Genomic DNA, 26,372 nt, shown 5'->3' on the forward strand with positions numbered 1-26,372 from the left:
TATTTTATCACTTAACTTTTTCCGTTATGGATACCGACTTCAGTAATATAACCATTATTCTCTAAAAAGCGTAATTGTTTTTCATTAAATTGATATAAATATTCATTTCCATGGGCTGTTCCAGATGGCTTATTTAAGGGCTTACCATAAGTTTTCACTAATTCAGCTTTAGAAACTACACCCGGTTTTAATTGGAACCACACACCATCCGCTTTCCCTTTGCTAGGTAAATAAAATTGTTGATCAAATTTTTCAATTGTATCATTATCATTACCTTTACTGTTTTCAGTAATTTTATATCCATTAATTGTGAAATTGTCATTTTTAATGGCATTAATAAAATTTTTATCTAAAATAAAATCACTTTGTGATGATGTATAACCACGATAGTTATAATATGGTTGCGTAGCCGCATGAGCTTCATTGATGTGAAAGATCCTCAACGCCAACACCCAAAGCCACCCCAACTGCTAAAGTACCTGTTAACAAACTCTTTGATAAAGTATTCATTATTAACACTCCTTTAATAGTTAAATGTCTTTCTAAAGTAATATTACAATATATTACAGAATATTACAAATTATTACAAATTTTATTATTTGTATAATCTTGTTTATTGTAAAGTCGCTTTAAATCTTATTATTATAAACAAAATAATGAAATTATATTCATAACAGTAAATAATCATGAACCGAAAGTAATTAAGTTAGTTATTTATACAATACATATTAATTTTAAAGATGTTTCAAAAATGATATGGAAGAGCCCTAGCATAACCTACAACCATTGATTTTCACCTCTAAATTAATATTTATTCAATTAACAAACATAATATTTAATAATGAAAATGATATAGTTAAAACTAATAATTATAAAAAAACTAGTAGAAGGAGAATCTCTAATTTGAAGATTCTCCTTCTACTAGTTTTATAGTCTATATTATAATTTAACTAAAATTTTTGCTTGAGATTTATCATTTACAAGTTGTTCAAATCCTGATTCTACGATATTTTCTAACTCAATTTCATCAGTAACTACATCTTTAACGTTTAAATTACCTTCGTTGATTAAGTCAATTGTTTGTTGGAATGTAGTAGGTGTGTATGCAATTGTAGAAGTAAGTTTTACTCCTGTATTAGTTAATTGCATTGGATTCCACTCGATAGGATGACCAAAAATAGAAACGATAACAACTGTACCGCTTGCTTTTGTAACATCTATAGAAGATTTAAGTGTTGGTGCTACACCAGCCACTTCAAAAGATACATCTACACCATTTTCTGTATACTTATTAATAACATCAACTGGATCTGTCTTACCAGAGTTTATAGCATGAGTTGCGCCTAGTGCTTTAGCTTTACTTAGTCTTTCTTCTGATAAATCGAAAACAAATATTTTACTTGCACCAGCTGCTTTGGCTGCTACGACTGTTAATAATCCAATTGGTCCTGCACCAAAAATAGCTACAGTATCACCAAATAGAACTTCACCTTCTTTAATTGCTTGAACTGCAACGGCTGTTGGTTCGACAAGCGCACCTTCTTTATCAGAAACATTATCTGGTAGTTTATAAACATTTTCTTCCGGCGCATTTGTAAACTCTGCAAATCCACCATCAGAACCTAAGCCTATAAATGAATAACCATCATAAAGGTCAATATTTTCTTCTTTTTCACGTTTTGAAACTGTAGGGTTAACTACAACTCGATCGCCTTTATTAAATTTTGTAACTTTGGAACCAGTTTCTTCTACCACACCTGCAAATTCATGACCCAATGTAACTGGCGCTTTTTGACCTAAGAATGGATCTGGCTTTTCTGTTGAAATAAATATAGGACCTTCTAAGTATTCATGTAAATCTGTACCACAAATGCCAGCCCAAGATACTTTAATCTTAACTTCATTGTCCTGTAATTCTTTAGGTTCACGTTCTTCAACTCTTACATCTTTTTGACCATACCAAACTGCTGCTTTCATAGCTAACACTCCTTAGTTTAGTTACTTCTAAATCAACTAACCTTTTAATACAATGTTCTAAATTACTTTACAATTAGAGTTTACTCTAAAAGTTCATTTATTTATAGTCTTTCAAATTAAAAAACTAATATTTGTAATTTTTCACTATATGTTTCTTCTAAATACAAAACCTTCATATTTAAATAGGACTATAGTTATTTATAAAAAAAGATTATTGTTCGAAGTTCTATAATATACCCTCTTTTGGTTAAATCTTAGTTTTGTATTCCTCTATTAACGAGTGTTATAATGAATGTAATAAGAGCTTCGTGTATTGTATGCACCATTCCCCTCACTATTGCGTGTAGTGAGGGGATTTTTAGTACTGGCTATTATCGTCTAGTTTGCCTTATTGTTTCGTGTATGTAGCCACTACGTATATAGCGCAACAATACAACCACTAATAATTGTGATTATGATGTGAACAAGAGCTTCGATCATATGATATGCACTTCCTCTCTACGTCTGATTTGACGCCTGAGAGTTAGACGACTTTTATATTATAGTACCTATATTATATGAACTACAGACAACTTCTGATTAATAAAATTGTATTAATATCTTAATAATGATAAAAAGCACTCGTACTTCAATAGGTACGAGTGCTTTATGATGTTAACTATTTAATAATATCAATCAATTCTTTTTTAGAAGCTGCTCTAGCTGGGATCCAACCGAAGACAATACCAATTAATGTGGATACGCCCACTGCTAAGATGACTGACCCGAGACTGACGGAACTCTTAACCATATCTGGTGTTGCTAAGTCGACAAGTGTGGCAATAATAATACCGAGTATCAGTCCGATAATACCACCGAGTAGACACAACACAACACTTTCTACTAAGAATTGGATTTCGATATCTCGACCTTTGGCACCAAAGGCACGTCGTATCGCAATTTCCTCTGTCCGTTCGGTTACAGAAATATACATCACATTCATAACACCGATTCCGGCAATAAATAATGAGATACCCGCCACAGCTGCAACGAAGTAGGTGATCATATCTAATACTTTGCCAATACCTTTCATCATATCTTCATTATCCGCGAAACTATATTGGCCATCAGATACGCCTGTCCCTTTTTTATTCAGCTCTTTTTCAACTTTTTTACCCACATCTTTCTTATTTTCACCATCATTAACAGTTACTAATAGTTGTGGCGTACCTTGAGATAAGTTGCTCATATAGTGATTCGCTGTTTTAGTTGGCATTTGGACCACGGATTCAAGTGGCATACCACTCGCGTCTTGACCACTTGCATCACCAACACCAACCACTTTAAATCCTTCTCCATTAATATAAATGGATTTGCCAACAGCTGCTTTCGCATTGTGGAATACCTTTTTCGCCACTTTACTATCAATCACGACGACTTTCTCCTGTGTATCATTATCATCTTTCGTAAAACCATGGCCTTCATCGACCCCTGACACATGAGAAGCCTTTTTTAAACTGATTTCACCACTACCATGTGTATTCGTTACTTTGGCAGAGTATGTACTATCTTCGCTTTCTTTGATTTTTGCGCTTTTAACACCCTTAACTTGTTCTACAACACTAATATCTTCATGTTTAAATGGATTGTCTTTCGGTGCGCTCATGTCTTGTGTCATATACGATATCGATGCCTGATTTTTACCTGCACCGGCATCGTCAAACTGTTCTGTTGTTGTTTTTTTAAAACCATTACCTAAGGCCATAATCGTGATCACGGCCGCTATACCGATAATAATACCAATCATCGTAAAGATATTACGACGCTTATTTTTTAAAATAGAGCGAAAGGCGACGGATAAAATATTAGAAAAATTATTCATGCGTCAGCACCTCTTCCTCTTTCACACGACCATCTAAAATATGAATAATACGATCAGCTTTATTCGCTACCTCACGATCGTGCGTTACCATGATCATAGTTGTTCCTTTTTCTTTATTTAACGACACAAACAAATCCATAATATCTTTTGATGTTTTCGAATCTAATGCCCCTGTTGGCTCATCGGCAATGATAAATTTAGGTTCGTTAATAATGGCTCTCGCAATCGCGACACGTTGTTGTTGTCCACCTGATAATTTATTAGGAAGTAAGTCTTCCTTCTGATGTAGACCAACATCTTCCAATCCTTTTAACACTTTGGCTTTACGGTCTTTACTACTCATTCCATTATAAATAAGTGGAATACTGACATTTTCAAGAATGGTATTATTTTGAATTAATTTAAAGTTTTGAAACACAAATCCTACCGTATGATTTCGTATCGTTGCGAGACGATTATCTGATGCTTTTTTATAATTGTCACCGTTAAAAAGGTAATCGCCTTCATAACCACGGTCAATAAATCCTAGAATATTAATTAATGTACTTTTACCTGACCCTGATGGCCCCATAATGGCGATAAATTCACCTTCATCAATATGAATATCAATATCTTTTAAAATATGATTCGTTTCGTCTCCATTTTTGAAATGTCGATTGATTTTTTTCAATTCAATCATGATGACACCTCAACTTTTTCTCCATCATTTAAATTACCTTTAGGATTTTTGATGACTTTATCACCAGCTTTAAGTCCTTTTTTCACAATAATTTGGCCATTGTTGCGGTCGATTTTAATATCACGTTTGTGAACTTTATTATTTTTATCTAATACAAAAACATCATTATCTTTTGTTAAAACATCGTTAGGTAGTTTTAAAGATTTTAATGGAATTTTCGCGTCCATTGAGAACCCTGAACGTACTGGAATATCTAAATCACCAATAATGACATTGTATTTAGATGTATCGCCTTCTTTGCCACCAGACGGATTATTTACCGTTGGATTTGAAGCTTGTGCGGCACTACCACCATCTTGACCTTCGTCACCTTGGCTACCTGCACTTGCTTGTGCACCACTTGCTTCACCACTAGCGCTATCATCATAACTAGTTGGTAATTCATCTATTTTAAGGATCTTACCTTTACCTTTTTTGCCATTACTATTAACTGTAACATCAACTTTGTCACCTTCTTTGATTTTCTCAACATCAAACTCCGTGACAGTTGATTTAATTTGTGGATTGTCTGAAATAAGCTGTAAGACAGGTTGACCGTCGCCAGCATCTTCGCCATTTTTAATATTGACCTTACCATCAAATGCCGCATAAATACTATCATTCATTTGTTTGTCATGTTGTGCCAGTTGTTGTTGTGCTTCGTTAAGTGAACTTTGATCTTGTGTCAGTTTAGATTGAAGCTCATTATTGTTAGGACTTTGGTTGATTTTTTGATAATCATCATTCACTTTGTTTTGCGCTTGATCCACTTTGTTTGCGAGCTGTTGACGCTTACTATTGTTCGTATCATAACTTAGGAGACGATCCCCCTGTTTGACTTTTTGACCGTCATCAACGGCTGGACTCTGGAATGTGCCAATTTGACTATTGTTGTTATATGTTTTGACCGATTTCGGAGATGCCTTACCCTCTAGACTAATCGGTGTTTCTTTCTTAACTGTATATGTATCGTAACCTTTACTATCTTTATTACCAGAGCCTGTTGCCTGTTTCACGATGAACGCTGCAATAACTAGAAGTAGAATGATTGCCACGCCGATAATACTCCATAATATGTTTTTCTTCATGTCCTATGCTCCTTAAAATGTATTATATTTTGCATGATAACATACTTTAATTATTATATATATTTAATTTAAGGAGATTTAAGCTTATTTTAAGTTTGATAATAATGAAAAAGTTTTTGTATTTCTTTTACTTACTCTATTTTTTATACTTATTTAAAATAAAAATTGATATTTTAAAAATTATTTAACAATGTTATTCTGTTATTAAAATAACAATAAGGGGAGATACATATATGGAACAAACGAATACAACACAACCTGAAGCATCACAATCTAACTTACCTTTTGTAGACCATTTTAGAAAGATACGACAAAATCCAAAATGGCTTGTAAAGTTAATCATATTTATTGTTTTAGCAATTATTATGAGTTTCATGTTAAGTAAACTCCAATTGACACCTGATACTATGAAGGAGAATGGTATCAATGACTCGAATAAAACAACCGTAATGACTATTACAATAATATCTGGTATATTTGGAATTTTATTTAGTTCAGTGATTGCATTCTTAATTTTCTTAGTCATTTCAAAAATATTTAAATCTGATGTTAAAACAAGTAGCCTTATTTCTGCTACTTTATCCTATTCAATCATTATTAATATTTGGACTTTAATTGTATCCGCTATCCATTTATTATTTGGCATTGATTTCTTTGATTATAAATTAGACAGTTTAAATATATTTAATAAAGGTAATGCCTATTTAGCAAATTTCAATTTAACTAACTTATTAAAAGCATTCTTAACCGGTGTACTTTATTACGCTACTAGCCATCTCTCAAAGAAAGCATCTATTATTCTTGCAGTAGTTGCCTTAGTATTAATTATTGGCTCTGGCTTAATTGGTGCAGGTATGCAGGATTCTATGCAAAGTTTATCTGGCATGTAATCAATATTAAAAATTCCCAGAACCGCTTCGGAACTGGGAATTTTATTGATTATATTGAATTACTTTTCAAATGCTTTTGTTTCAATATCTTTATCTTTTAAGAACTTCTCTACTTTCTTCTGTTGTTTACCATTCACTTTATCTTTATATTTTGAATTTAATTTATCGATTTCTTTTGTATCTTTTTTATCTAACTTTTGTAATTTTGAAGTTAATTGATTTAAATATTCATTGGTTTCTTTAGTATATTTTCCTGTTAATTCCGTGCCCTTTTTATATCCCTTTGGTAACTCATTTTTTCTAATATAATCTTCAAAGTTTTGGTCATTTTCTTTAGACATATGTTGTAATTTATTTAGTTTCTTTTTATCTTTTTTATTGAGTTTAGTTTCTGAGCCTAAATCAGTAATATTGTCTGCTAAATCCTTATTCGTATTTAAGTATGTCTTAATACTATTCTTTAATTCCTTTTCAGATAATTGCTTATTCGATTGTTGATCTACAAACACTTTCTTAGGAATAGGTGGTAACTTTTCATCGTCATTTTTATTTATCTTTTCATGATCATCGTGTCCGGAACATGCTCCTAATATCAAAAATGACGTAAGTAATATCGCTGTTAGCTTTTTATAACACATGCAACCATCCTTTATATTATATTTATTATTAAAATATATGCTATCAAAGGGTTTTTAAAATGTAAAAATATTTTCTATTTCACTTATAAAAATTTAAAAGCTAAATAAATACTTAGCATTCCTATTACTCCATAGCCACCACTTACCAAAATAAAAATGATAATATCAGTTATGACTGCTCTTCGTTTACTAACATTTACTTCATTAGGATCTTTTCCATTCATAAAAGCAACAATTCTATCATAATTATCCATGCCATTTTTATATTTAATTTTATCAACATTTCCACCTGCAAATATCCCGACCAAATACAATAATAAAAATATAGCAAAGCCCCACCAACTAAAAAAAACAATTAAGGGTCCTAATAATATAAGTGAACCTATCAGAAGTATTAACATTATATACGTCCAAAAATCAAACTTCTTTTTTACTAACTCTCTTTGCTCCATATGAATTTCTCCTTGAACTAGATCATCCAGTGACACATTGAATAACTCACACATCATTATTAAATTATGGACATCAGGATAACTACGTTCATTTTCCCAATTCGAAATAGTTTGTCTAGATATATATAGTTTCTCAGCTAAATATTCTTGAGAATATCCTTTATTTTCACGGCATAATTTAATTTGATGGCTTATATTCATGCTTCTATCTCCTTAATTTTCTAGTTAAAAAGTATTTCACTTTTCTTTAAAGTGATACTCATATAGAAACGTTTTCTTTAAAATAAAACTACCAAATTTGATTTACATTTTCATTAATTGTTCTGTCAAAATGTTTTTACACCTTGTCATAACAGTATTTGAAATACTTACCTTAGACTACCTTTATATATTATTTCAAAATAAAAACGCTCCTTCTTCAGGAACGCTATCGAACTTTAACTATACTTCATATGCTTTTAATATCATTTTTAACATTTTCTCAATATATGCTTCTGTCAGAGACTGCGGTTTGATTAATATATTGAAGTAGATAGGAGAGAATATGATATCGATGAATAAATCTTGATTGTCTTCTTCGATATGTTGACTAATGATGGATTTTAAAATCGTTCTATTATGTTCAAAGTAATCTCTCATAAATTTTTCTCGTGCTTCTGCCTGTTGATTACTTATCAATATTTCAATAACAGCACTTCCTAATGGTGTCTTATAGATTTTCATAACTTTAATTAGGAAATCATATAGATTATCAAACAGATTATCATATTCTGGTTCAATGATTCGTGATTGATCTACAAACATATCTACAATCATTGACTCTTTGTCTTTCCAACGACGATATATCGTTGCCTTAGAAACACTTGTATTCTCTGCAATTTGATCTATCGTCATATTTTTAAAATGTGTTGTTTCTAATAAACGATTAATTTCTTCATAAATTTTTTTATTTACTGTTGGGTCTTTCGGTCTTCCAGCCATATTTTTCCCTTCTTTTACGTGCTACGTACTCCACGATTTCAAATATTATAAATGCACTTACAAACCATACTATAAATCCAACAATAATGCTAAGCAACCACATATGCGTTACGTTGAGCATTGCCCATGTTGCTAATATACTAAACAGAACGCCAGTCATACCAAAGACTGCTCCTCGACTCACATGCATTGCCACTTTGTTACCATATTGCATTCCAGAAATGCACATAGATACTAAAAATACTGCCGGGAAAGTAGCAAATATTCCTCCGAATTCTTTCCAAGGAAGTACCACTGAGACGATATAACTAATTAATACTGCTAATCCACCAACTAAAAATTTAATAATTGTTAATTTCATTAAAATGTACCTCCTTTTATATATGTCTTACTACAAAAATCGCCACAGAAATCACAAGCCAACACAATATGGCAAATACTGTACCACTTTTATAGTCTTTCTTATAAATAAAAATTGAGGTAAAAAATACAGTTAAAATACACGATATAATGCCTACTATCGCTCCTGTACTTAAATGCATAGACATTTTAATGAGTTCATCGCCCTCATGATCTATGGTTAATGCTATCACTGCTGCTAAGTAGACTGCGGGCATTGTAGCTATAATACCACCTAGTTTACCGCCAACTTTCTCTGCCATAATTGATGCTAAAGCAACCGCAAATCCACCGATTACAAAATGAAGTATCGCACTTGATATAGATATTCCGAACACAATAATCCTTCTTTTCTAATTATTAAACGAAACGTTTCGTTTACTTTTAGTGTAAAACGCACTTTATCAATTGTAAACAATAAAATCAATAGACCTAATTTTCTAATTATTACTTAGCTAGTTTGAACTCTCTATAAATATTAAATCATAATAAAAACTCCCTTCATCTCAATGACAAAAGGAGTGCTACTTACTTCTTATAAATTCTGATTTTAATTTCATAATAATCATCGTGATCTCTATCTTTTTGTTCAACGTGTAAGCCAGATTGTTGTATTGCTTCGATACTTTTACCTACTTCATCTCTTGCTTGCGTTACATCTTGTGAGAATTGGAATGACTGTGCTTTAATTTTTTCAGGTCCTGTCTTTTGACGTACTTTATCTTCTGTTTGTTTCACATTAAGCTTTTGAGCTATGACCTGTTCAATTAATGCTTCTTGATCCTCCTCGGATAATACGAGTACAGCACGTGCATGTCGTTCAGTAATCTTACCTTCTCTTAATCTTGTAATGACTTTAGGTGCTAATTTTAGTAAACGTAGCTTGTTAGCAATGAAACTTTGGCTTTTACCTAAACTTTTCGCCAACTCACTCTGTGTCACATCACCAAGTTCAAGTAGCTTTTTATATGCTTCCGCTTCTTCTACTACAGATAAGTTTTCACGTTGAATATTTTCAATTAATGCAACCACTGCAGTTTCTTCATCATCCATATCTCTGATAATGACATCTGCTTGAGACATATTTAAAGATTGCATTGCTCTAAACCTGCGTTCACCTGCAATGATTTCAAACATATCTTCTTCAATAGGTCTTACTACAATAGGTTGTAATAATCCATGCTCTTTAATTGATTCTGCAAGCTCATGTATTTTACTTGGTTCAAATACTTGTCTAGGTTGATAACGATTAGGTACGATACGTTCAATATGAATGGACTCAACATTATTATTTCGGTCTTCTTCAATAGAACCCATGATGTCATCTTTGTTTTTTAAACCAAATAATTTTGAAAAAGGTTTCTTCATAATCCATTCGCTCCCTCTCAATCATTTCTATATCATCATATCTTACTTCTCAAGTAAAGGAGATTTATTGGGTGTACCTGGTTTTCTTGGGTATTTCTTAGATGTTTGTCGTCGTTTATCAATGACAATCATTTGTCTTTCTCCCGCTTCTTCTGGCAATTCAAAGTTAAAGGTTTCTTTAACATTACCACCTAATACATTAATTGCAAATTGAGCTTCGTCTAACTCTTCTTCACCTTTAGATGATTTTAAAGCTATGAATTGGCCACCTTTTTTAACTAAAGGTAGACACAATTCACTTAGTACAGTTAGACGCGCAACAGCGCGGGCAGTAACGATATCGTAAGACTCCCTGTAGTCTCCCTTACCAAAGGTTTCTGCACGATCATGCACAAAACTCACATCTTGGAGACCTAAAGCGTCCGCTAAATGATTTAAAAATTGGATACGCTTATTTAATGAATCGACTATTGTCACTTTCAACTCAGGGAAGATGATTTTCAATGGAATACTTGGGAAACCTGCACCTGCACCCACATCACATATTGATAATGAACCCTTAAAGTCATAATAGAAACTTGGTGTGATTGAATCATAAAAATGCTTTAAATACACTTCATGTTCATCCGTAATACTTGTCAAATTCATCTTTTCATTCCATTCAACAAGTAGCTGATAGTACGTTTGAAATTGTTCTTTTTGAGTGTTCGATAATTCGATGTTGTGTTCTTTTAATTTCTCAGATAGCCATTCTATACTCATTATTGATTCACCCTTTGAAGTTTTCCTTGTTCCAAATATACAAGTAAAATTGAAATATCAGCTGGGTTAACACCAGAAATTCTTGAAGCTTGCGCAATATTTAGTGGTTTAACTTCTGCTAGTTTTTCTCTAGCTTCTGAAGCTAAACTATCAACTTTACTATAGTCTAAGTCTTCAGGAATTTTCTTTTGTTCCATACGTTTTACTTTTTCAACTTGTTGTAATGATTTATTGATATAACCTTCATATTTTGTTTGAATTTCAACTTGTTCTTCAACTTCTGAAGGTAATTGATGATCTTCTTCCAAGATTTCTAATATCGTATCATATGTCATTTCAGGTCTACGTAATAAATCGATAGCTAATATACCATCTTTAAGTTTAGAACCACCATTTGCTTCGATCACTGATTGAGTATGGTCATTGGGTTTGATACGGATATCTGTTAATCTTTGGATTTCATCTTTAATTTGTTGACGCTTATGATTAAACTGCGCATAACGTTCATCTGAAATTAAACCTAGCTCATGTCCTAAATCTGTAAGACGTAAGTCAGCATTATCATGACGTAATAATAAACGGTATTCTGCACGTGATGTTAATAAACGATATGGTTCATTTGTACCTTTTGTCACTAAATCATCGATTAGTACACCAATATATGCATCGGAACGACTTAAGATTTTCTCTTCTTTACCTAATACTTTACCTGCTGCATTAATACCAGCCATAATACCTTGGCCAGCCGCTTCTTCATAACCTGACGTACCGTTAATTTGGCCAGCAGTATATAAATTCTTAATCATTTTAGTTTCTAGCGTCGGCCATAATTGAGTTGGAACAATTGCATCATATTCAATGGCATAACCTGCACGCATCATGTCCGCTTTTTCTAATCCAGGTATCGTCTCTAACATTTGTCTTTGAACGTGTTCAGGTAGACTTGTTGATAATCCTTGAACGTATACTTCATTAGTATTACGTCCTTCTGGTTCTAAGAATAATTGATGACGTGGTTTATCATTGAAACGTACAAATTTGTCTTCGATTGATGGACAATATCTTGGCCCTGTACCTTTAATCATTCCAGAGTACATTGCAGATAAATGTAAGTTGTCGTCAATTACTTGATGTGTTTTGTCGTTAGTATAAGTTAACCAACATGGTAATTGGTCTAAAATGTATTCTGTTGTTTCATAACTGAAAGCACGTCCTACATCATCGCCAGGTTGGATTTCAGTTTTTGAGTAATCGATTGTTTTAGAGTTAACACGTGGTGGTGTTCCTGTTTTAAAACGTACCACCTCGAAACCTAATCCTCTTAAATTATCTGCTAATGTGACAGATGGTAATTGGTGGTTTGGACCACTTGAGTACTTCATGTTACCTAAGATGATTTCACCACGTAAAAATGTACCAGTCGTAATAACCACTGCTTTAGATCGATACTCTGTACCGATATTTGTACGTACGCCTTTAACTTCGTCATCTTCAATAATTAATTCATCTACCATACCTTGCATAATATCTAAGTTATCTTCATCCTCGATAACATTCTTCATCTCTTGTTGGTATAGCACTTTATCAGCTTGTGCACGTAATGCTCTAACAGCTGGTCCTTTACCTGTATTTAACATACGCATTTGGATATGCGTTTTATCTATTGTCTTAGCCATTTGGCCACCTAATGCATCAATTTCACGTACAACAATCCCTTTAGCCGGGCCACCTACTGATGGATTACATGGCATAAAAGCAATATTATCCAAATTGATTGTTAACATTAATGTTTTAGCGCCACGTCTTGCTGATGCTAAACCTGCTTCTATTCCAGCATGGCCTGCACCAATTACAATTACATCATATTCTTGAACCAATTGTTGAACCTCCTTATTAAACATTCATCTATTTGTCTGAGAAATATACCCCTACTGGATTAACTTCCCTATTTATATTCGCTATTTACCTAAACAGAATTGACTAAATAACTGATCAATTAATTCATCACTTGCAGATTCGCCAATAATTTCACCTAAAATCTCCCAAGTGCGTGTTAAATCGATTTGTACCATATCCATTGGTATACCTGATTCGGCTGCATCAATCGCATCTTGGATTGATTGTCTCGCTTGTTTAAGTAATGAAATATGGCGTGAGTTAGATACATAAGTCATGTCTTGGTTTTGAACATCTCCACCAAAGAATAAATCTCTGATTTGTATTTCTAATTCATCGATACCTTCTTGTTTTAACATAGAAGTTTGGATTAGTGGTGTGTCACCAATCATTTCTTTAACTTCATTAATGTCTAGATGTGTTTCTAAATCTGTTTTATTGATAATTACAATTACATCTTCATTTTTAACAACATCATATAACGTTTGGTCATCTTCCGTGAGTGCTTCATTATTATTCAACACAAATAAGATTAAGTCAGCTTGACTCAGTGCTTTACGTGAACGTTCAACACCTATTTTCTCTACTATGTCTTCAGTATCTCGAATACCTGCTGTATCTACTAAACGAAGTGGTACACCTCTGACATTAACATATTCTTCTAATACATCTCTTGTAGTACCGGCTACTTCCGTTACAATCGCTTTATTATCTTGAATAAGGTTATTTAGCATTGAAGACTTACCTACGTTTGGTCGGCCTACAATAACAGTGGAGAGACCTTCTCTCATTATTTTACCCTGTGCACCTGTTTCTAATAGTTGATTAATTTCTTGTTTGATATTTTTAGATTGTTGTAATAAGAACTCTGTGGTCGCATCTTCTACATCGTCATACTCTGGATAATCGATATTTACCTCAACCTGAGCAAGTATCTCCAATATTGACTGACGTTGACGTTTAATTAAATCACTTAAACGCCCCTCTATTTGATTCATCGCTACTTTTGAAGCACGATCTGTCTTAGAACGAATAAAGTCCATTACTGCTTCTGCTTGAGATAAATCAATTCTTCCATTTAAGAATGCACGTTTTGTATATTCACCTGGTTCAGCCATTCGAGCGCCATGCGTCATTGTTAATTCTAATATGCGATTGATAGTTAAAATACCGCCATGACAATTGATTTCAATGATATCTTCTCTAGTAAATGTTTTAGGTGCTCTTAAGACGGAAATCATGACCTCTTCAACTGTCTCATTTGTTTCTGGGTCAATAATATGACCGTAATTTATTGTATGTGAATCAACTTCTGCTAATGGTTTCTTACCTTTATATAGTTTATCTCCAATTTCAACTGCTTGTGGACCAGAAAGTCTCACAATACCAATCGCACCTTCGCCCATTGGCGTTGAAATACTAGTAATTGTATCAAAGTCCATTGTTAGGCTGGCCTCCTTATTCAAGTAAATTTTCAATATTATATTGTAAATTGTTTCATTTCAAAAAGCTATTATCTTGTTCGAAATATATAGGTTAGACTTCGGGTTGTCTGAAGTTAGACTTACGTACGTCTAAAACTAGCTCCCCTACCCTATTGAATTTTCTTATTAAATACTTTAGCTATTTTAAGTACATGTTCTAAACTACCTTGAATTTCTAAAGTGGACATTTTTTTAGCTGGTTGTCTTGCAATCACAATAATATCTTTCGTTATAATATCTTGTTTATGAACTTTAAAGTTTTCTCTTATCGCTCTCTTAATTTTATTTCTAGTAACAGCGTTACCTAATTTTTTTGAAACGCTAATTCCTAAGCGAAAATGTTCTTGTTCTTTATTATCATAGGTATATACTACGAATTGTCTATTTGCGACAGACTTTCCACTTTTATATATTTTTTGAAAATCTGCATTCTTCTTTATACGGTACGCTTTTTCCACCAAACATCACTCGCTTATCAAATTCTCTTACCTTAGTATTATAAACCATCTAAAATTTAACTAAAAATAAACCAGCATTTATATTGAAAACGCTGATTTCAGTCAAAAGTTTTTCTCTATCATCTATCAATTAACACAATCAATACTACATTTGATTGTTAATGTTTGAATAAAATTACCGTATTCAAAACGAAAAAAAGACCACTGATGAGTCAGTGATCTTATGCAGATAAAACTTTACGGCTTTTACGACGACGGCGCGCTAAGACTTTACGGCCATTTTTAGTGCTCATGCGTTTTCTGAAACCATGAACTTTACTATGTTTACGTTTATTTGGTTGATAAGTACGTTTTACCATGTAAAAACACCTCCATCTTTATTAAGTTATCTAACATCTCCAGGATCAAAGCCCTGTTAAATTTATAGATAGATAATTGTTAAAGTGAGTAACTATTAATATAATAGCAACAAACTTATACATAAGAGATTCCTCTTATTAACTGACTGCTATAAGAAATTCTTGGTTTAATATACTTATTATCTAGTCATATTTCAAACAACTACTACAATATAACAAATTACCACTTATAAAGCAACCTCATTTTAAATTGATTCTTCTATATTAATTATCAAACTAACCACTCCCAAATTTATTTAGCTTTTATTGGATATTCATTTTTCATACAGCTTTATAAATTATTTCCCAAACTGTTATAATCTCCATTTTTTAACGATTATGAATATTGTGCGAAGTTATCCACTTATCAACATAGCATTATTGTAAATTTGTGGACAATTCGGTTGATATTCACAAGTTTTCACATCTTTTACGAACATATTCACAGTCATTTGACATCTATATTACTGAAAAAGTATAATTGTGTGGATAAGTCGTTTAATCATTGATTTTATAAGGATTTATTTATTAGATTTATATACAAATTAGCTGTGCATAAATCATAGTGTGCTTTAAGTTATCCACTGTCTGTGATTAACTTGTGGATAATTATTAACATGCTGTGCTTATTTTTATCCACGGGTGTTATTTTTGTGTATAACTAAAAAATTTTGAGAAAGATGGAGTTATTTATGTCTGAAAAAGAAATTTGGGAAAAAGTATTAGACCTCGCCAAAGAACGAATTTCAAAAATTAGTTTTGATACTTTCGTAAAAGATACGCAACTCTATTCACTCCAAAATGATAAAGCCATCGTATTAGTCAGTGAATCTTTCAATGCGAATTGGCTCAATCAAAAATATAGTGAGATTATGCAAAGCATCATATATGAAGTGATCGGTTATGAAGTCGAACCTCGTTTTATAACTGAAGAAGAACTATCAAAATATATGAACGCCGATCAAAAACAACCTGAAGAACCTGCAGCTCAAGAAATTAAACAACATCAAAATGTCGATAACCCGCGTGGTATTGAACAATTTAATACACACAATACGTTTGACACATTTGTAATCGGACCAGGCAACCGTTTTCCACATGCTGCGAGTTTAGCAGTAGCAGAAGCACCAGCCGAAGCATACAATCCATTATTCATTTATGGTGGAGTTGGATTAGGAAAGACTCATCTAATGCATGCCATTGGACATCATGTTTTGAGTAATAATCCTAATGCTAATGTGATTTATACATCTAGTGAAAAGTTTACAAACGAATTTATTAAGTCAATTCGTGATAACCAAGGTGATGCTTTTAGAGAGAAATACCGTAATATCGACGTTTTACTAATCGATGATATACAGTTCATTCAAAATAAGGAGCAAACACAAGAGGAATTCTTCCATACTTTCAATGAATTGCATAACAATAATAAACAAATTGTTATTTCTAGTGACCGTCCACCAAAAGAGATCTCAAAATTATCAGATCGACTTCGTTCTCGCTTTGAATGGGGCTTAATTGTGGATATTACACCACCAGATTATGAAACAAGAATGGCTATTCTACAGAAAAAGATTGAAGAAGAGAATTTAGATATACCAATGGAATCTTTAAACTACATTGCTAATCAAATTCAATCCAATATTCGTGAACTTGAAGGTGCTTTAACACGTTTACTAGCATATTCACAATTACAAGGTAAACCTATCACGACTGAATTAGCTGCGGAAGCTTTAAAAGATATTATACAAGCACCTAAATCTAAAAAGATTACCATTCAAGATATACAAAAAGTCGTTGGACAATACTATAACGTTCGCATAGAGGACTTTAGTGCCAAAAAGCGTACGAAATCTATTGCCTATCCACGACAAATAGCGATGTATCTTTCACGTGAACTTACAGATTTTTCATTACCTAAGATTGGTGAAGAGTTTGGCGGGCGTGATCATACAACCGTGATTCATGCTCACGAAAAAATTGTAAACGATATTAAAGCAGATCCTACATTTAAACAAGAAGTGGAAAATTTAGAAAAAGAAATCAGAAATCAATAGTTGGGAAATAATTAAAAAAACTTGAGCTGTTATAGTACAGTTCGAATTGAAGATTAAAATTGATTATAAAAGGGAATAATTACATCGAAAAAACATTCATCATTTTGTTGGCGTTGTATGATTCTAAAAAATAATCAACTTGTGGATTGTGGACAATGTTGAAAAGGTGTACACAGTATGCACACTTTATCCACATGTGTATAACTTTGCTATTTCAGACTTATTGTCACTTATCCACTAATTCACAGGCCCTACTACTATTACTATGAATTTAAAACCTATATAATTATATATAAACGACTGGAAGGAGTTTAAATTTTAATGATGGAATTCACTATTAAAAGAGATTATTTTATTAATCAACTAAACGATACATTAAAAGCTATTTCACCTAGAACAACTTTACCAATTCTTACTGGTATTAAAATTGACGCTAAGGAAAATGAAGTCATTTTAACTGGATCAGATTCTGAGATCTCAATTGAAATCTCAATACCAAAACAAATAGATGGTGAAGATATTGTTGATATTTCAGAAACAGGATCAGTTGTACTTCCTGGTCGTTTCTTCGTTGATATTATTAAAAAATTACCAGGTAAAGATGTCAAATTATCTACTAATGAGCAATTCCAAACACTCATTACATCTGGTCATTCTGAATTCAACTTAAGTGGTTTAGATCCAGATCAATATCCACTATTACCAGAAGTATCAAGAGATGACGCTATTCAATTATCTGTAAAAGTACTAAAAAATATCATCGCACAAACTAATTTTGCAGTGTCCACCTCAGAAACACGCCCAGTATTAACTGGTGTGAATTGGCTTATACAAGATAATGAATTAATATGCACAGCAACTGACTCACACCGCTTGGCTGTAAGAAAGTTAAAATTAGAATATACATCTGAAAATAAAAATGTCATCATTCCTGGTAAAGCTTTATCTGAATTGAATAAAATTATGAGCGATAGTGATGAAGATATTGATATTTTCTTCGCATCTAACCAAGTATTATTTAGAGTAGGTCATGTTAATTTCATTTCTCGTTTATTAGAAGGTCATTATCCAGATACAACGCGTTTATTCCCTGAAAACTATGAAATTAAATTAGGAATTAACAACGGTGAGTTTTACCATGCGATTGATCGTGCATCATTATTAGCTAGAGAAGGCGGTAATAATGTCATCAAATTAAGCACTGGTAATGAAGTTGTTGAACTATCATCAACGTCTCCAGAAATTGGTACTGTAAAAGAAGAAGTAACAGCAACTGATGTAGAAGGTGGCAATCTTAAAATTTCGTTCAACTCAAAATATATGATGGATGCATTAAAAGCGATTGATAATGACGAAGTCGAAGTCGAATTCTTTGGTACGATGAAACCATTCATCTTAAAACCTAAAGACGATGACTCAGTCACTCAATTGATCTTACCAATCCGTACTTACTAATCAATATTTAAAAGCGAAAATAAATAATAGCTGAGACATGATTAAATGTCTCGGCTATTTTTAATTTAAAATTCATTTTAAAGTGTGTGAGCCTTTCTTTAAGCGTAAGAAAATATTTTTAGGAGGAATTTATCGATTTATAGAAAAATGAGCTAATATGCCCTTTAAAATTAAAATGACGTTAATACATAACTAAAAAAAGTAATGGAAATAGCCATTAAATTTAAAATAGAGACATTATCACAATAAGTAAACGTTTACATTCTTTGTTTCACATGAAATTTGAGCGCAAAACAGGTATAATATATTAATGACATAAAAAGAAATGGAGTGATGAATTTGATTCAAGAAGTTGTTGTAGAAGGTGACATTACTTTAGGTCAATTTCTGAAAACAGAAGGTATTATTGAATCAGGTGGCCAAGCAAAATGGTTCCTACAAGATTTCGAGGTTTTAATTAATGGTCAACGTGAAGTTAGACGTGGCAAAAAATTAGAACATCATGATCGAATTGATATACCTGAATTACCTGAAGATACGGGTGCTTTTTTAATCATTCACCAAGGTGAACAATGAAACTAAATACACTCCAATTGGAAAACTATCGTAACTATGAACAGGTTACAATCGATTGTCATCCTGAAGTGAATATTCTCATAGGTGAGAATGCACAAGGAAAGACGAATCTCCTTGAATCAATTTACACTTTAGCTTTGGCAAAAAGCCATAGAACTTCTAATGACAAGGAACTCATACGTTTTGATTCTGAGTATGCTAAAATAGAAGGTGAGCTAAATTATAGACATGGCACAATGCCACTGACGATGTTCATTACTAAAAGAGGTAAGCAAGTGAAGGTCAACCACTTAGAGCAAAGTAGACTAACACAATATATCGGGCATCTAAATGTGGTTCTTTTTGCGCCGGAAGATTTGAATATCGTCAAAGGATCACCTCTAATACGCCGTCGTTTTATAGACATGGAATTAGGACAAATATCAGCAGTCTATTTAAACGATCTTTCTCAATATCAACGTATTTTAAAACAAAAGAACAATTACCTAAAGCAACTACAAATTGGTAATAAGACTGACACAACTATGCTGGAAGTCTTAAATCAACAATTTGCTGAATATGCGTTAAAGGTGACGTTGCGTCGTGAACATTTTATTAAAGAACTAGAACAATTAGCTCAACCCATTCATGCAGGTATTACGAATGAGCGTGAAAAATTGGCGCTTAAATATTTACCAAGTTTGAAATTAAGTCATCAGGACCAAACGGAATCAGAAATGTTAGAAGAGATTCTGACATTACTTAATGACAATCTTCAAAGAGAGAAAGACCGTGGTGTGTGTCTTTTTGGACCACATCGTGACGATTTAGGTTTTAATGTTAACGGCATGGATGCGCAAACGTATGGTTCACAAGGTCAACAGAGAACAACCGCATTGTCAATTAAGTTAGCTGAAATTGAACTAATGAATATAGAAGTTGGAGAATATCCAATTTTATTACTAGATGATGTGTTGAGTGAATTAGATGACTCACGTCAAACGCACTTATTGAGTACAATTCAACATAAAGTACAGACATTTGTAACTACGACATCCGTAGACGGTATTGATCATGAAATCATGAATAATGCTAAGTTATACCGTATAAATCAAGGTGAAATTATAAAGTAACAGAAAGTGATGGTGAATACATTGTCAGATGTAAACAACACAGATAATTATGGTGCTGGGCAGATACAAGTATTAGAAGGACTAGAAGCGGTCCGTAAACGACCTGGTATGTATATCGGTTCAACTTCAGAAAGAGGCTTGCACCATTTAGTATGGGAAATTGTTGATAATAGTATTGACGAAGCATTAGCAGGCTATGCTGATGAAATTAACGTAACAATTGAAAAAGATAATTGGATTAAAGTTACTGACAATGGTCGTGGTATCCCAGTAGATATTCAAGAAAAAATGGGACGTCCAGCAGTTGAGGTTATTTTAACTGTACTTCATGCCGGAGGTAAATTCGGTGGTGGCGGATACAAAGTATCAGGTGGTCTACATGGTGTAGGTTCATCCGTTGTTAATGCCCTATCAGAGGATTTAGAAGTATACGTACATCGTAACGATACGATTTATCACCAAGCCTATAAAAAAGGTGTACCTCAATTTGATTTAAAAGAAATTGGTAGCACAGATAAAACAGGTACAGCAATTCGTTTTAAAGCGGATAGTAGTATCTTTACCGAAACAACTGTTTACAACTATGAAACATTACAACAACGTATTCGTGAGTTAGCATTCTTGAACAAAGGTATTCAAATCATTTTAACGGATGAGCGAGACGAAGACGATATCAGACAAGACTCTTATCACTATGAGGGTGGGATTAAGTCTTATGTAGAAATGTTGAATGAAAATAAAGAACCTATCCATGGCGAACCTATTTACATTCACCAATCTAAAGATGATATCGAAGTTGAAATTGCGATCCAATATAATAAAGGCTATTCAACGAATTTATTAACATATGCCAACAATATCCACACGTATGAAGGTGGTACGCATGAAGATGGCTTTAAACGTGCGTTAACACGTGTATTAAATAGTTATGGTATGAATAGTAAAATTATCAAAGAAGATAAAGATAGACTTTCAGGTGAAGACACACGTGAGGGTTTAACAGCTATTATTTCTATCAAACATGGTGATCCTCAATTCGAAGGTCAAACGAAAACAAAATTAGGAAACTCTGAAGTGCGACAAGTTGTAGATAAATTATTCTCTGAGCACTTTGAACGTTTCTTATATGAAAATCCTAGTGTTGGTAGAATTATTGTTGAAAAAGGTATTATGGCATCTCGTGCACGTGTTGCTGCAAAGAAAGCACGTGAAGTGACACGTCGTAAATCAGCATTAGAGATTTCAAGTTTACCTGGTAAACTTGCTGACTGCTCTAGTAAAAACCCTGAAGAAAGTGAAATTTTCTTAGTCGAAGGGGACTCCGCCGGTGGGTCTACTAAATCAGGCCGTGACTCAAGCACGCAGGCGATTTTACCATTGAGAGGTAAGATTCTTAATGTTGAAAAAGCACGTCTAGATCGTATTTTAAATAACAATGAAATTCGTTCTATGATTACAGCATTTGGTACGGGTATCGGTGGAGAATTTGATATTAGTAAAGCACGTTATCATAAAATTGTGATTATGACAGATGCTGATGTTGATGGTGCCCATATCAGAACATTGTTATTAACATTCTTCTATCGTTTTATGAGACCGTTAATTGAAGCGGGATACGTTTATATTGCACAACCACCGTTATACAAATTAACGCAAGGTAAGCAAAAATATTATGTCTTCAACGATAGAGAACTAGATAAATTAAAAGCAGAATTAAATCCAACACCTAAATGGTCTATTGCCCGTTATAAAGGTCTTGGTGAAATGAATGCCGACCAATTATGGGAAACTACGATGAATCCAGAACATCGTTCAATGTTACAAGTAACATTAGAAGATGCAATTGATGCCGACCAAACATTTGAAATGTTAATGGGTGACATTGTTGAAAACCGTAGACAATTTATTGAAGATAACGCAGTCTATGCCAACCTAGATTTCTAAGCACTATGAACTGAACTTTTGAAGGAGGATCTCTTGATGGCTGAATTACCTCAATCAAGAATTAATGAACGAAATATAACCAATGAAATGCGCGAATCATTCCTAGACTATGCAATGAGTGTTATCGTTTCTCGTGCATTACCAGACGTCAGAGATGGATTAAAACCAGTACATCGTCGTATACTGTACGGATTAAACGAACAAGGTATGACTCCAGACAAGCCATATAAAAAATCCGCACGTATCGTTGGGGATGTTATGGGTAAATATCACCCACATGGTGACTCATCTATTTACGAGGCTATGGTAAGAATGGCACAAGAATTCAGTTATCGTTATCCACTTGTGGATGGACAAGGTAACTTTGGTTCCATGGATGGTGATGGCGCAGCTGCCATGCGTTATACCGAAGCACGTATGACTAAAATTACGCTAGAATTACTACGTGATATTAATAAAGATACAATTGATTTTATTGATAACTATGATGGTAACGAAAGAGAGCCGTCAGTCTTACCTGCACGTTTCCCTAACTTATTAGTCAATGGTGCGGCAGGTATCGCCGTAGGTATGGCGACTAATATACCACCTCATAATTTGACAGAGGTGATTGATGGCGTACTTAGTTTAAGTAAGAAACCAGACATCTCAATCAGTGAATTAATGGAAGATATTCAAGGTCCAGATTTTCCAACTGCTGGTCTTATCTTAGGTAAAAGTGGTATTAGACGTGCTTATGAAACAGGTAGAGGTTCTATACAAATGCGCTCACGTGCTGAAATTGAAGAACGTGGTGGCGGACGTCAACGTATTGTTGTTACAGAAACTCCATTCCAAGTTAACAAGGCACGAATGATCGAAAAAATTGCTGAACTTGTACGTGATAAAAAAATTGATGGTATTACGGACTTACGTGATGAAACAAGTTTACGTACAGGTGTAAGAGTTGTTATTGATATTCGTAAAGACTCTAACGCAAGTGTTATCTTAAATAACTTATATAAACAAACACCGTTACAAACATCATTTGGTGTAAATATGATTGCCCTAGTTAATGGCAGACCTAAGTTGATTAATCTTAAAGAAGCATTAGTCCATTACTTAGAACATCAAAAAACGGTTGTACGAAGACGTACAGAGTACAATTTAAGAAAAGCAAAAGACCGTGCCCATATCTTAGAAGGTTTAAGAATTGCACTTGATCATATTGATGAAATTATTAGTACGATTCGTGAATCTGAAACAGATAAAGTGGCAATGGAAAGCTTACAAGAACGCTTCAAATTATCTGAAAGACAAGCACAAGCTATCTTAGATATGCGTTTAAGACGTTTAACTGGTTTAGAAAGAGACAAAATTGAATCAGAATATAACGAATTATTAGCTTATATTGATGAATTAGAAGCGATTTTAGCGGATGAAGAAGTATTACTACAATTAGTTCGTGACGAATTAACAGAAATTAAAGAACGTTATGGTGACGAACGTCGTACAGAAATTCAACTTGGCGGATTAGATGATTTAGAAGATGAAGATTTAATCCCAGAAGAACAAATTGTAATTACATTAAGTCATAACAATTATATTAAACGTCTTCCAGTATCTACATATCGTGCCCAAAACCGTGGTGGTCGTGGTGTACAAGGTATGAATACATTAGAAGAAGACTTTGTGAGTCAATTAGTTACTTTAAGTACTCATGACAATGTCTTATTCTTTACGAATAAAGGCCGCGTATACAAACTTAAAGGTTACGAAGTACCAGAATTATCTCGTCAATCCAAAGGTATCCCAATTGTTAATGCGATTGAACTTGAAAATGATGAAAGTATTAGCACAATGATTGCTGTTAAAGACCTTGAAAGTGAAGACGATTACCTAGTATTTGCAACACGTAAAGGTATCGTTAAACGATCATCATTAAGTAACTTCTCTCGTATTAATAAGAACGGTAAAATTGCGATTAACTTTAAAGAAGATGATGAGTTAATTGCAGTTAGACTAACAGACGGTGAAGAAGATATCCTTATTGGTACTGCACATGCTTCATTGATTAGATTCTCTGAAAAAGCATTACGTCCACTTGGCCGTACAGCAGCAGGTGTGAAAGGTATCACATTACGTGAAGGTGATGAAGTAGTCGGTTTAGATGTCGCACATGCGAATAGTGAAGATGAAGTATTAGTTGTTACTGAAAATGGATACGGTAAACGTACACCAGTTGCTGATTACCGATTATCAAATCGTGGCGGTAAAGGTATTAAGACGGCAACAATTACAGAACGTAATGGTAATATCGTGTGTATTACAACTGTTACAGGTGAAGAAGACTTAATGGTTGTAACGAATGCAGGTGTGATTATACGTCTAGATGTACATGACATCTCACAAAATGGTCGTTCTGCACAAGGTGTTCGACTTATGCGTTTAGGTGATGACCAATTTGTTTCAACAGTAGCTAAAGTAAAACAAGAAGATGACGCTGATGAAGCAGAATCAGATATTGAAAGTGATAATGCTCAAGGTGAGTCTAGTAACGAAGAAGTTATCGAAGGTGGCGCACCAGGCAAAGCGATTCAAACTGAAGTTACTGATGAAGAACAAGGTTCAGAAGACACTCAAGATGGTGATGAACGAATCGAAGTAAGACAAGACTTTATGGATCGTGTAAATGAAGATATCGAAAACGATTCAGAAGATAATGAAGATGAATAAACCATAATATAAAGTAGAAAATAAGACTCCCCTATCATCAGGGGAGTCTTATTTTTATGTAATAAAAAGGGATATGGCGACTGTTAAATGTGACCATATTCCCTATATAAGCTATTCTTCTAATTGTTTCATTGCGAATGGAATTTCATTGATTAAACGTGATGGTGGTACGACATACATTGTTTCAGAAAGCTTTTCTCCGATATAACTATGTGTATATGTGGCACTCATCACCGCTTCTTTTATACTGTCAAATTGGCCTACGAAGCTAGTAATCATTCCTGCTAAAGTATCTCCCATACCACCAGTTGCCATAGCTGGGCTACCGATAGATAGTTTATAATCTTCATTTCTAAAGTAAATCTCAGTACCATGTTTTTTTAGAACAACTGTCGCGCCAATACGATCAACCGCTTCACGATTACGTTCATAAGTTTGTTCTTCAATTGGGATACCACTTAAACGTTCCCACTCTTTTTGATGTGGCGTAAAAATTACTCGACATGAAGGTAGTTGAGGTTTAAGTTTACTAAAAATAGTAATAGCATCACCGTCTACTATTAAATTCTGATGAGGTTGGATGTTTTGTAATAGGAAAGTAATGGCATTATTTCCTTTAAAGTCTACACCAAGTCCAGGTCCAATTAAGATACTGTCTGTCATTTCAATCATTTTAGTAAGCATCTTTGTATCGTTAATATCGATAACCATTGCTTCAGGGCATCGAGAATGTAATGCAGCATGATTAGTTGGGTGTGTTGCTACAGTAATTAAACCACTACCACTAAATACACATGCACGTGCTGCTAACATGATTGCACCACCTAAATTAGCAGATCCACCAATTAATAGGATTTTACCGTAATCACCTTTATGAGACTCTTCTTTTCTTTTAGGAATATTAATAGTATCTAAAGTTTCCATCTACCTAAACCTCCTTTTACCGGATTATCTATTTCTATTATACAAACCGGTTTATGTTCATTGATTCATTTGATATTGAATATAAGTCACAACGATGTGTGTGCTTTTAAATACAATAAAAAATACTATACCTGTAATACACTTTCGTCAATAGGAATTTAAGAAATGTAACGATATATATACCAAGTATAACAATGACAATATTTTAGCGTATTAAAT

General features: G+C 33.3%; 25 protein-coding genes. 7 read left to right on the forward strand and 18 right to left on the reverse strand.

The features are described 5' to 3' along the window. Positions 1 to 11: 11 nt before the first annotated feature. From isaB to ACZ267_RS06525, 6 genes are all read right to left on the reverse strand, one after another. Complete coding sequence (isaB, locus tag ACZ267_RS06500) at positions 12 to 449, reverse strand: immunodominant staphylococcal antigen IsaB family protein (protein ID WP_047210722.1); 438 nt, start codon at positions 447 to 449, stop codon at positions 12 to 14. Between the two features lie 490 nt (positions 450 to 939). Continuing rightward, entirely contained in the window at positions 940 to 1,977 is a 1,038-nt protein-coding gene (locus tag ACZ267_RS06505; RefSeq protein ID WP_047210605.1) for a 2,3-butanediol dehydrogenase, read from the reverse strand. A 411-nt stretch (positions 1,978 to 2,388) separates the two neighbouring features. Further along, positions 2,389 to 2,457, reverse strand: coding sequence for a type I toxin-antitoxin system Fst family toxin (locus ACZ267_RS06510; protein ID WP_107529205.1), 69 nt, complete (start codon positions 2,455 to 2,457; stop codon positions 2,389 to 2,391). A 178-nt stretch (positions 2,458 to 2,635) separates the two neighbouring features. Beyond that, positions 2,636 to 3,838 carry an ABC transporter permease gene (locus ACZ267_RS06515; RefSeq protein ID WP_047210604.1) on the reverse strand — a complete coding sequence of 401 codons (1,203 nt, stop codon included), beginning with the start codon at positions 3,836 to 3,838 and terminating at the stop codon, positions 2,636 to 2,638. Continuing rightward, complete coding sequence (locus ACZ267_RS06520) at positions 3,831 to 4,517, reverse strand: ABC transporter ATP-binding protein (RefSeq protein WP_002466413.1); 687 nt, start codon at positions 4,515 to 4,517, stop codon at positions 3,831 to 3,833. The genes ACZ267_RS06515 and ACZ267_RS06520 overlap by 8 nt, the downstream gene beginning before the upstream one ends. Then, positions 4,514 to 5,644, reverse strand: a complete 1,131-nt coding sequence (locus ACZ267_RS06525) for an efflux RND transporter periplasmic adaptor subunit (RefSeq protein WP_079449092.1) — start codon at positions 5,642 to 5,644, stop codon at positions 4,514 to 4,516. The genes ACZ267_RS06520 and ACZ267_RS06525 overlap by 4 nt, the downstream gene beginning before the upstream one ends. Positions 5,645 to 5,877: 233 nt before the next feature. Between ACZ267_RS06525 and ACZ267_RS06530 the strand changes: the two genes are divergently transcribed. Further along, entirely contained in the window at positions 5,878 to 6,534 is a 657-nt protein-coding gene (locus tag ACZ267_RS06530) for a YIP1 family protein (protein WP_047210602.1), read from the forward strand. 59 nt (positions 6,535 to 6,593) lie between these two features. Here the strand turns inward: ACZ267_RS06530 and ACZ267_RS06535 are convergent, their stop codons facing one another. From ACZ267_RS06535 to rpmH, 11 genes are all read right to left on the reverse strand, one after another. After that, entirely contained in the window at positions 6,594 to 7,172 is a 579-nt protein-coding gene (locus ACZ267_RS06535; protein WP_047210601.1) for an NDxxF motif lipoprotein, read from the reverse strand. Between the two features lie 83 nt (positions 7,173 to 7,255). Beyond that, complete coding sequence (locus ACZ267_RS06540; RefSeq protein WP_047210600.1) at positions 7,256 to 7,825, reverse strand: helix-turn-helix transcriptional regulator; 570 nt, start codon at positions 7,823 to 7,825, stop codon at positions 7,256 to 7,258. A 240-nt stretch (positions 7,826 to 8,065) separates the two neighbouring features. Continuing rightward, positions 8,066 to 8,605 carry a TetR/AcrR family transcriptional regulator gene (locus tag ACZ267_RS06545; protein WP_047210599.1) on the reverse strand — a complete coding sequence of 180 codons (540 nt, stop codon included), beginning with the start codon at positions 8,603 to 8,605 and terminating at the stop codon, positions 8,066 to 8,068. Next, positions 8,571 to 8,966, reverse strand: coding sequence for a DUF3147 family protein (locus ACZ267_RS06550; protein WP_002466371.1), 396 nt, complete (start codon positions 8,964 to 8,966; stop codon positions 8,571 to 8,573). Before ACZ267_RS06550 ends, ACZ267_RS06545 begins: the two co-directional genes overlap by 35 nt. 16 nt (positions 8,967 to 8,982) lie before the next feature. Further along, positions 8,983 to 9,342, reverse strand: coding sequence for a DUF3147 family protein (locus tag ACZ267_RS06555; protein ID WP_002451542.1), 360 nt, complete (start codon positions 9,340 to 9,342; stop codon positions 8,983 to 8,985). Positions 9,343 to 9,532: 190 nt separating this feature from the next. Continuing rightward, a complete protein-coding gene (noc, locus tag ACZ267_RS06560) occupies positions 9,533 to 10,372 on the reverse strand; it encodes a nucleoid occlusion protein (RefSeq protein ID WP_002451543.1) in 840 nt (279 codons plus the stop codon). A 42-nt stretch (positions 10,373 to 10,414) separates the two neighbouring features. After that, a complete protein-coding gene (gene rsmG, locus ACZ267_RS06565; protein ID WP_047210598.1) occupies positions 10,415 to 11,134 on the reverse strand; it encodes a 16S rRNA (guanine(527)-N(7))-methyltransferase RsmG in 720 nt (239 codons plus the stop codon). Beyond that, a complete protein-coding gene (gene mnmG / locus ACZ267_RS06570; RefSeq protein ID WP_015365426.1) occupies positions 11,134 to 13,011 on the reverse strand; it encodes a tRNA uridine-5-carboxymethylaminomethyl(34) synthesis enzyme MnmG in 1,878 nt (625 codons plus the stop codon). Before mnmG ends, rsmG begins: the two co-directional genes overlap by 1 nt. A gap of 81 nt (positions 13,012 to 13,092) precedes the next feature. Continuing rightward, positions 13,093 to 14,472, reverse strand: coding sequence for a tRNA uridine-5-carboxymethylaminomethyl(34) synthesis GTPase MnmE (gene mnmE / locus ACZ267_RS06575; RefSeq protein ID WP_002466383.1), 1,380 nt, complete (start codon positions 14,470 to 14,472; stop codon positions 13,093 to 13,095). Positions 14,473 to 14,624: 152 nt separating this feature from the next. Continuing rightward, positions 14,625 to 14,972 (reverse strand): ribonuclease P protein component, encoded by a 348-nt coding sequence (gene rnpA, locus ACZ267_RS06580; protein ID WP_002466372.1) that lies wholly within the window; start codon positions 14,970 to 14,972, stop codon positions 14,625 to 14,627. Positions 14,973 to 15,193: 221 nt separating this feature from the next. Beyond that, positions 15,194 to 15,331 (reverse strand): 50S ribosomal protein L34, encoded by a 138-nt coding sequence (gene rpmH, locus ACZ267_RS06585; protein WP_047210597.1) that lies wholly within the window; start codon positions 15,329 to 15,331, stop codon positions 15,194 to 15,196. Between the two features lie 731 nt (positions 15,332 to 16,062). Here rpmH and dnaA point away from each other — a divergent pair. The 6 genes from dnaA (at position 16,063) to gyrA (ending at position 25,229) form a co-directional block, all read left to right on the forward strand. Continuing rightward, positions 16,063 to 17,427 (forward strand): chromosomal replication initiator protein DnaA, encoded by a 1,365-nt coding sequence (dnaA, locus tag ACZ267_RS06590; RefSeq protein WP_079449093.1) that lies wholly within the window; start codon positions 16,063 to 16,065, stop codon positions 17,425 to 17,427. 321 nt (positions 17,428 to 17,748) lie between these two features. Next, positions 17,749 to 18,882, forward strand: coding sequence for a DNA polymerase III subunit beta (dnaN, locus tag ACZ267_RS06595; RefSeq protein WP_079449094.1), 1,134 nt, complete (start codon positions 17,749 to 17,751; stop codon positions 18,880 to 18,882). Between the two features lie 330 nt (positions 18,883 to 19,212). Continuing rightward, positions 19,213 to 19,458, forward strand: coding sequence for a S4 domain-containing protein YaaA (yaaA, locus tag ACZ267_RS06600; RefSeq protein WP_015364547.1), 246 nt, complete (start codon positions 19,213 to 19,215; stop codon positions 19,456 to 19,458). After that, the gene (gene recF, locus ACZ267_RS06605) at positions 19,455 to 20,570 is read left to right on the forward strand and encodes a DNA replication/repair protein RecF (protein WP_047210594.1); all 1,116 of its coding nucleotides are present in this window, start codon (positions 19,455 to 19,457) and stop codon (positions 20,568 to 20,570) included. The genes yaaA and recF overlap by 4 nt, the downstream gene beginning before the upstream one ends. A 9-nt stretch (positions 20,571 to 20,579) precedes the next feature. Further along, entirely contained in the window at positions 20,580 to 22,514 is a 1,935-nt protein-coding gene (gene gyrB, locus ACZ267_RS06610; RefSeq protein ID WP_047210593.1) for a DNA topoisomerase (ATP-hydrolyzing) subunit B, read from the forward strand. A gap of 36 nt (positions 22,515 to 22,550) precedes the next feature. After that, on the forward strand, positions 22,551 to 25,229 hold the full coding sequence (gene gyrA / locus ACZ267_RS06615; protein WP_079449095.1) for a DNA gyrase subunit A: 2,679 nt from the start codon (positions 22,551 to 22,553) through the stop codon (positions 25,227 to 25,229). 111 nt (positions 25,230 to 25,340) lie between these two features. On the opposite strand, the gene ACZ267_RS06620 is transcribed toward gyrA, so the two are convergent. Beyond that, complete coding sequence (locus ACZ267_RS06620) at positions 25,341 to 26,153, reverse strand: NAD(P)H-hydrate dehydratase (RefSeq protein ID WP_047210591.1); 813 nt, start codon at positions 26,151 to 26,153, stop codon at positions 25,341 to 25,343. Positions 26,154 to 26,372 lie beyond the last annotated feature (219 nt).

Source organism: Staphylococcus sp. AC872, assembly GCF_979255425.1.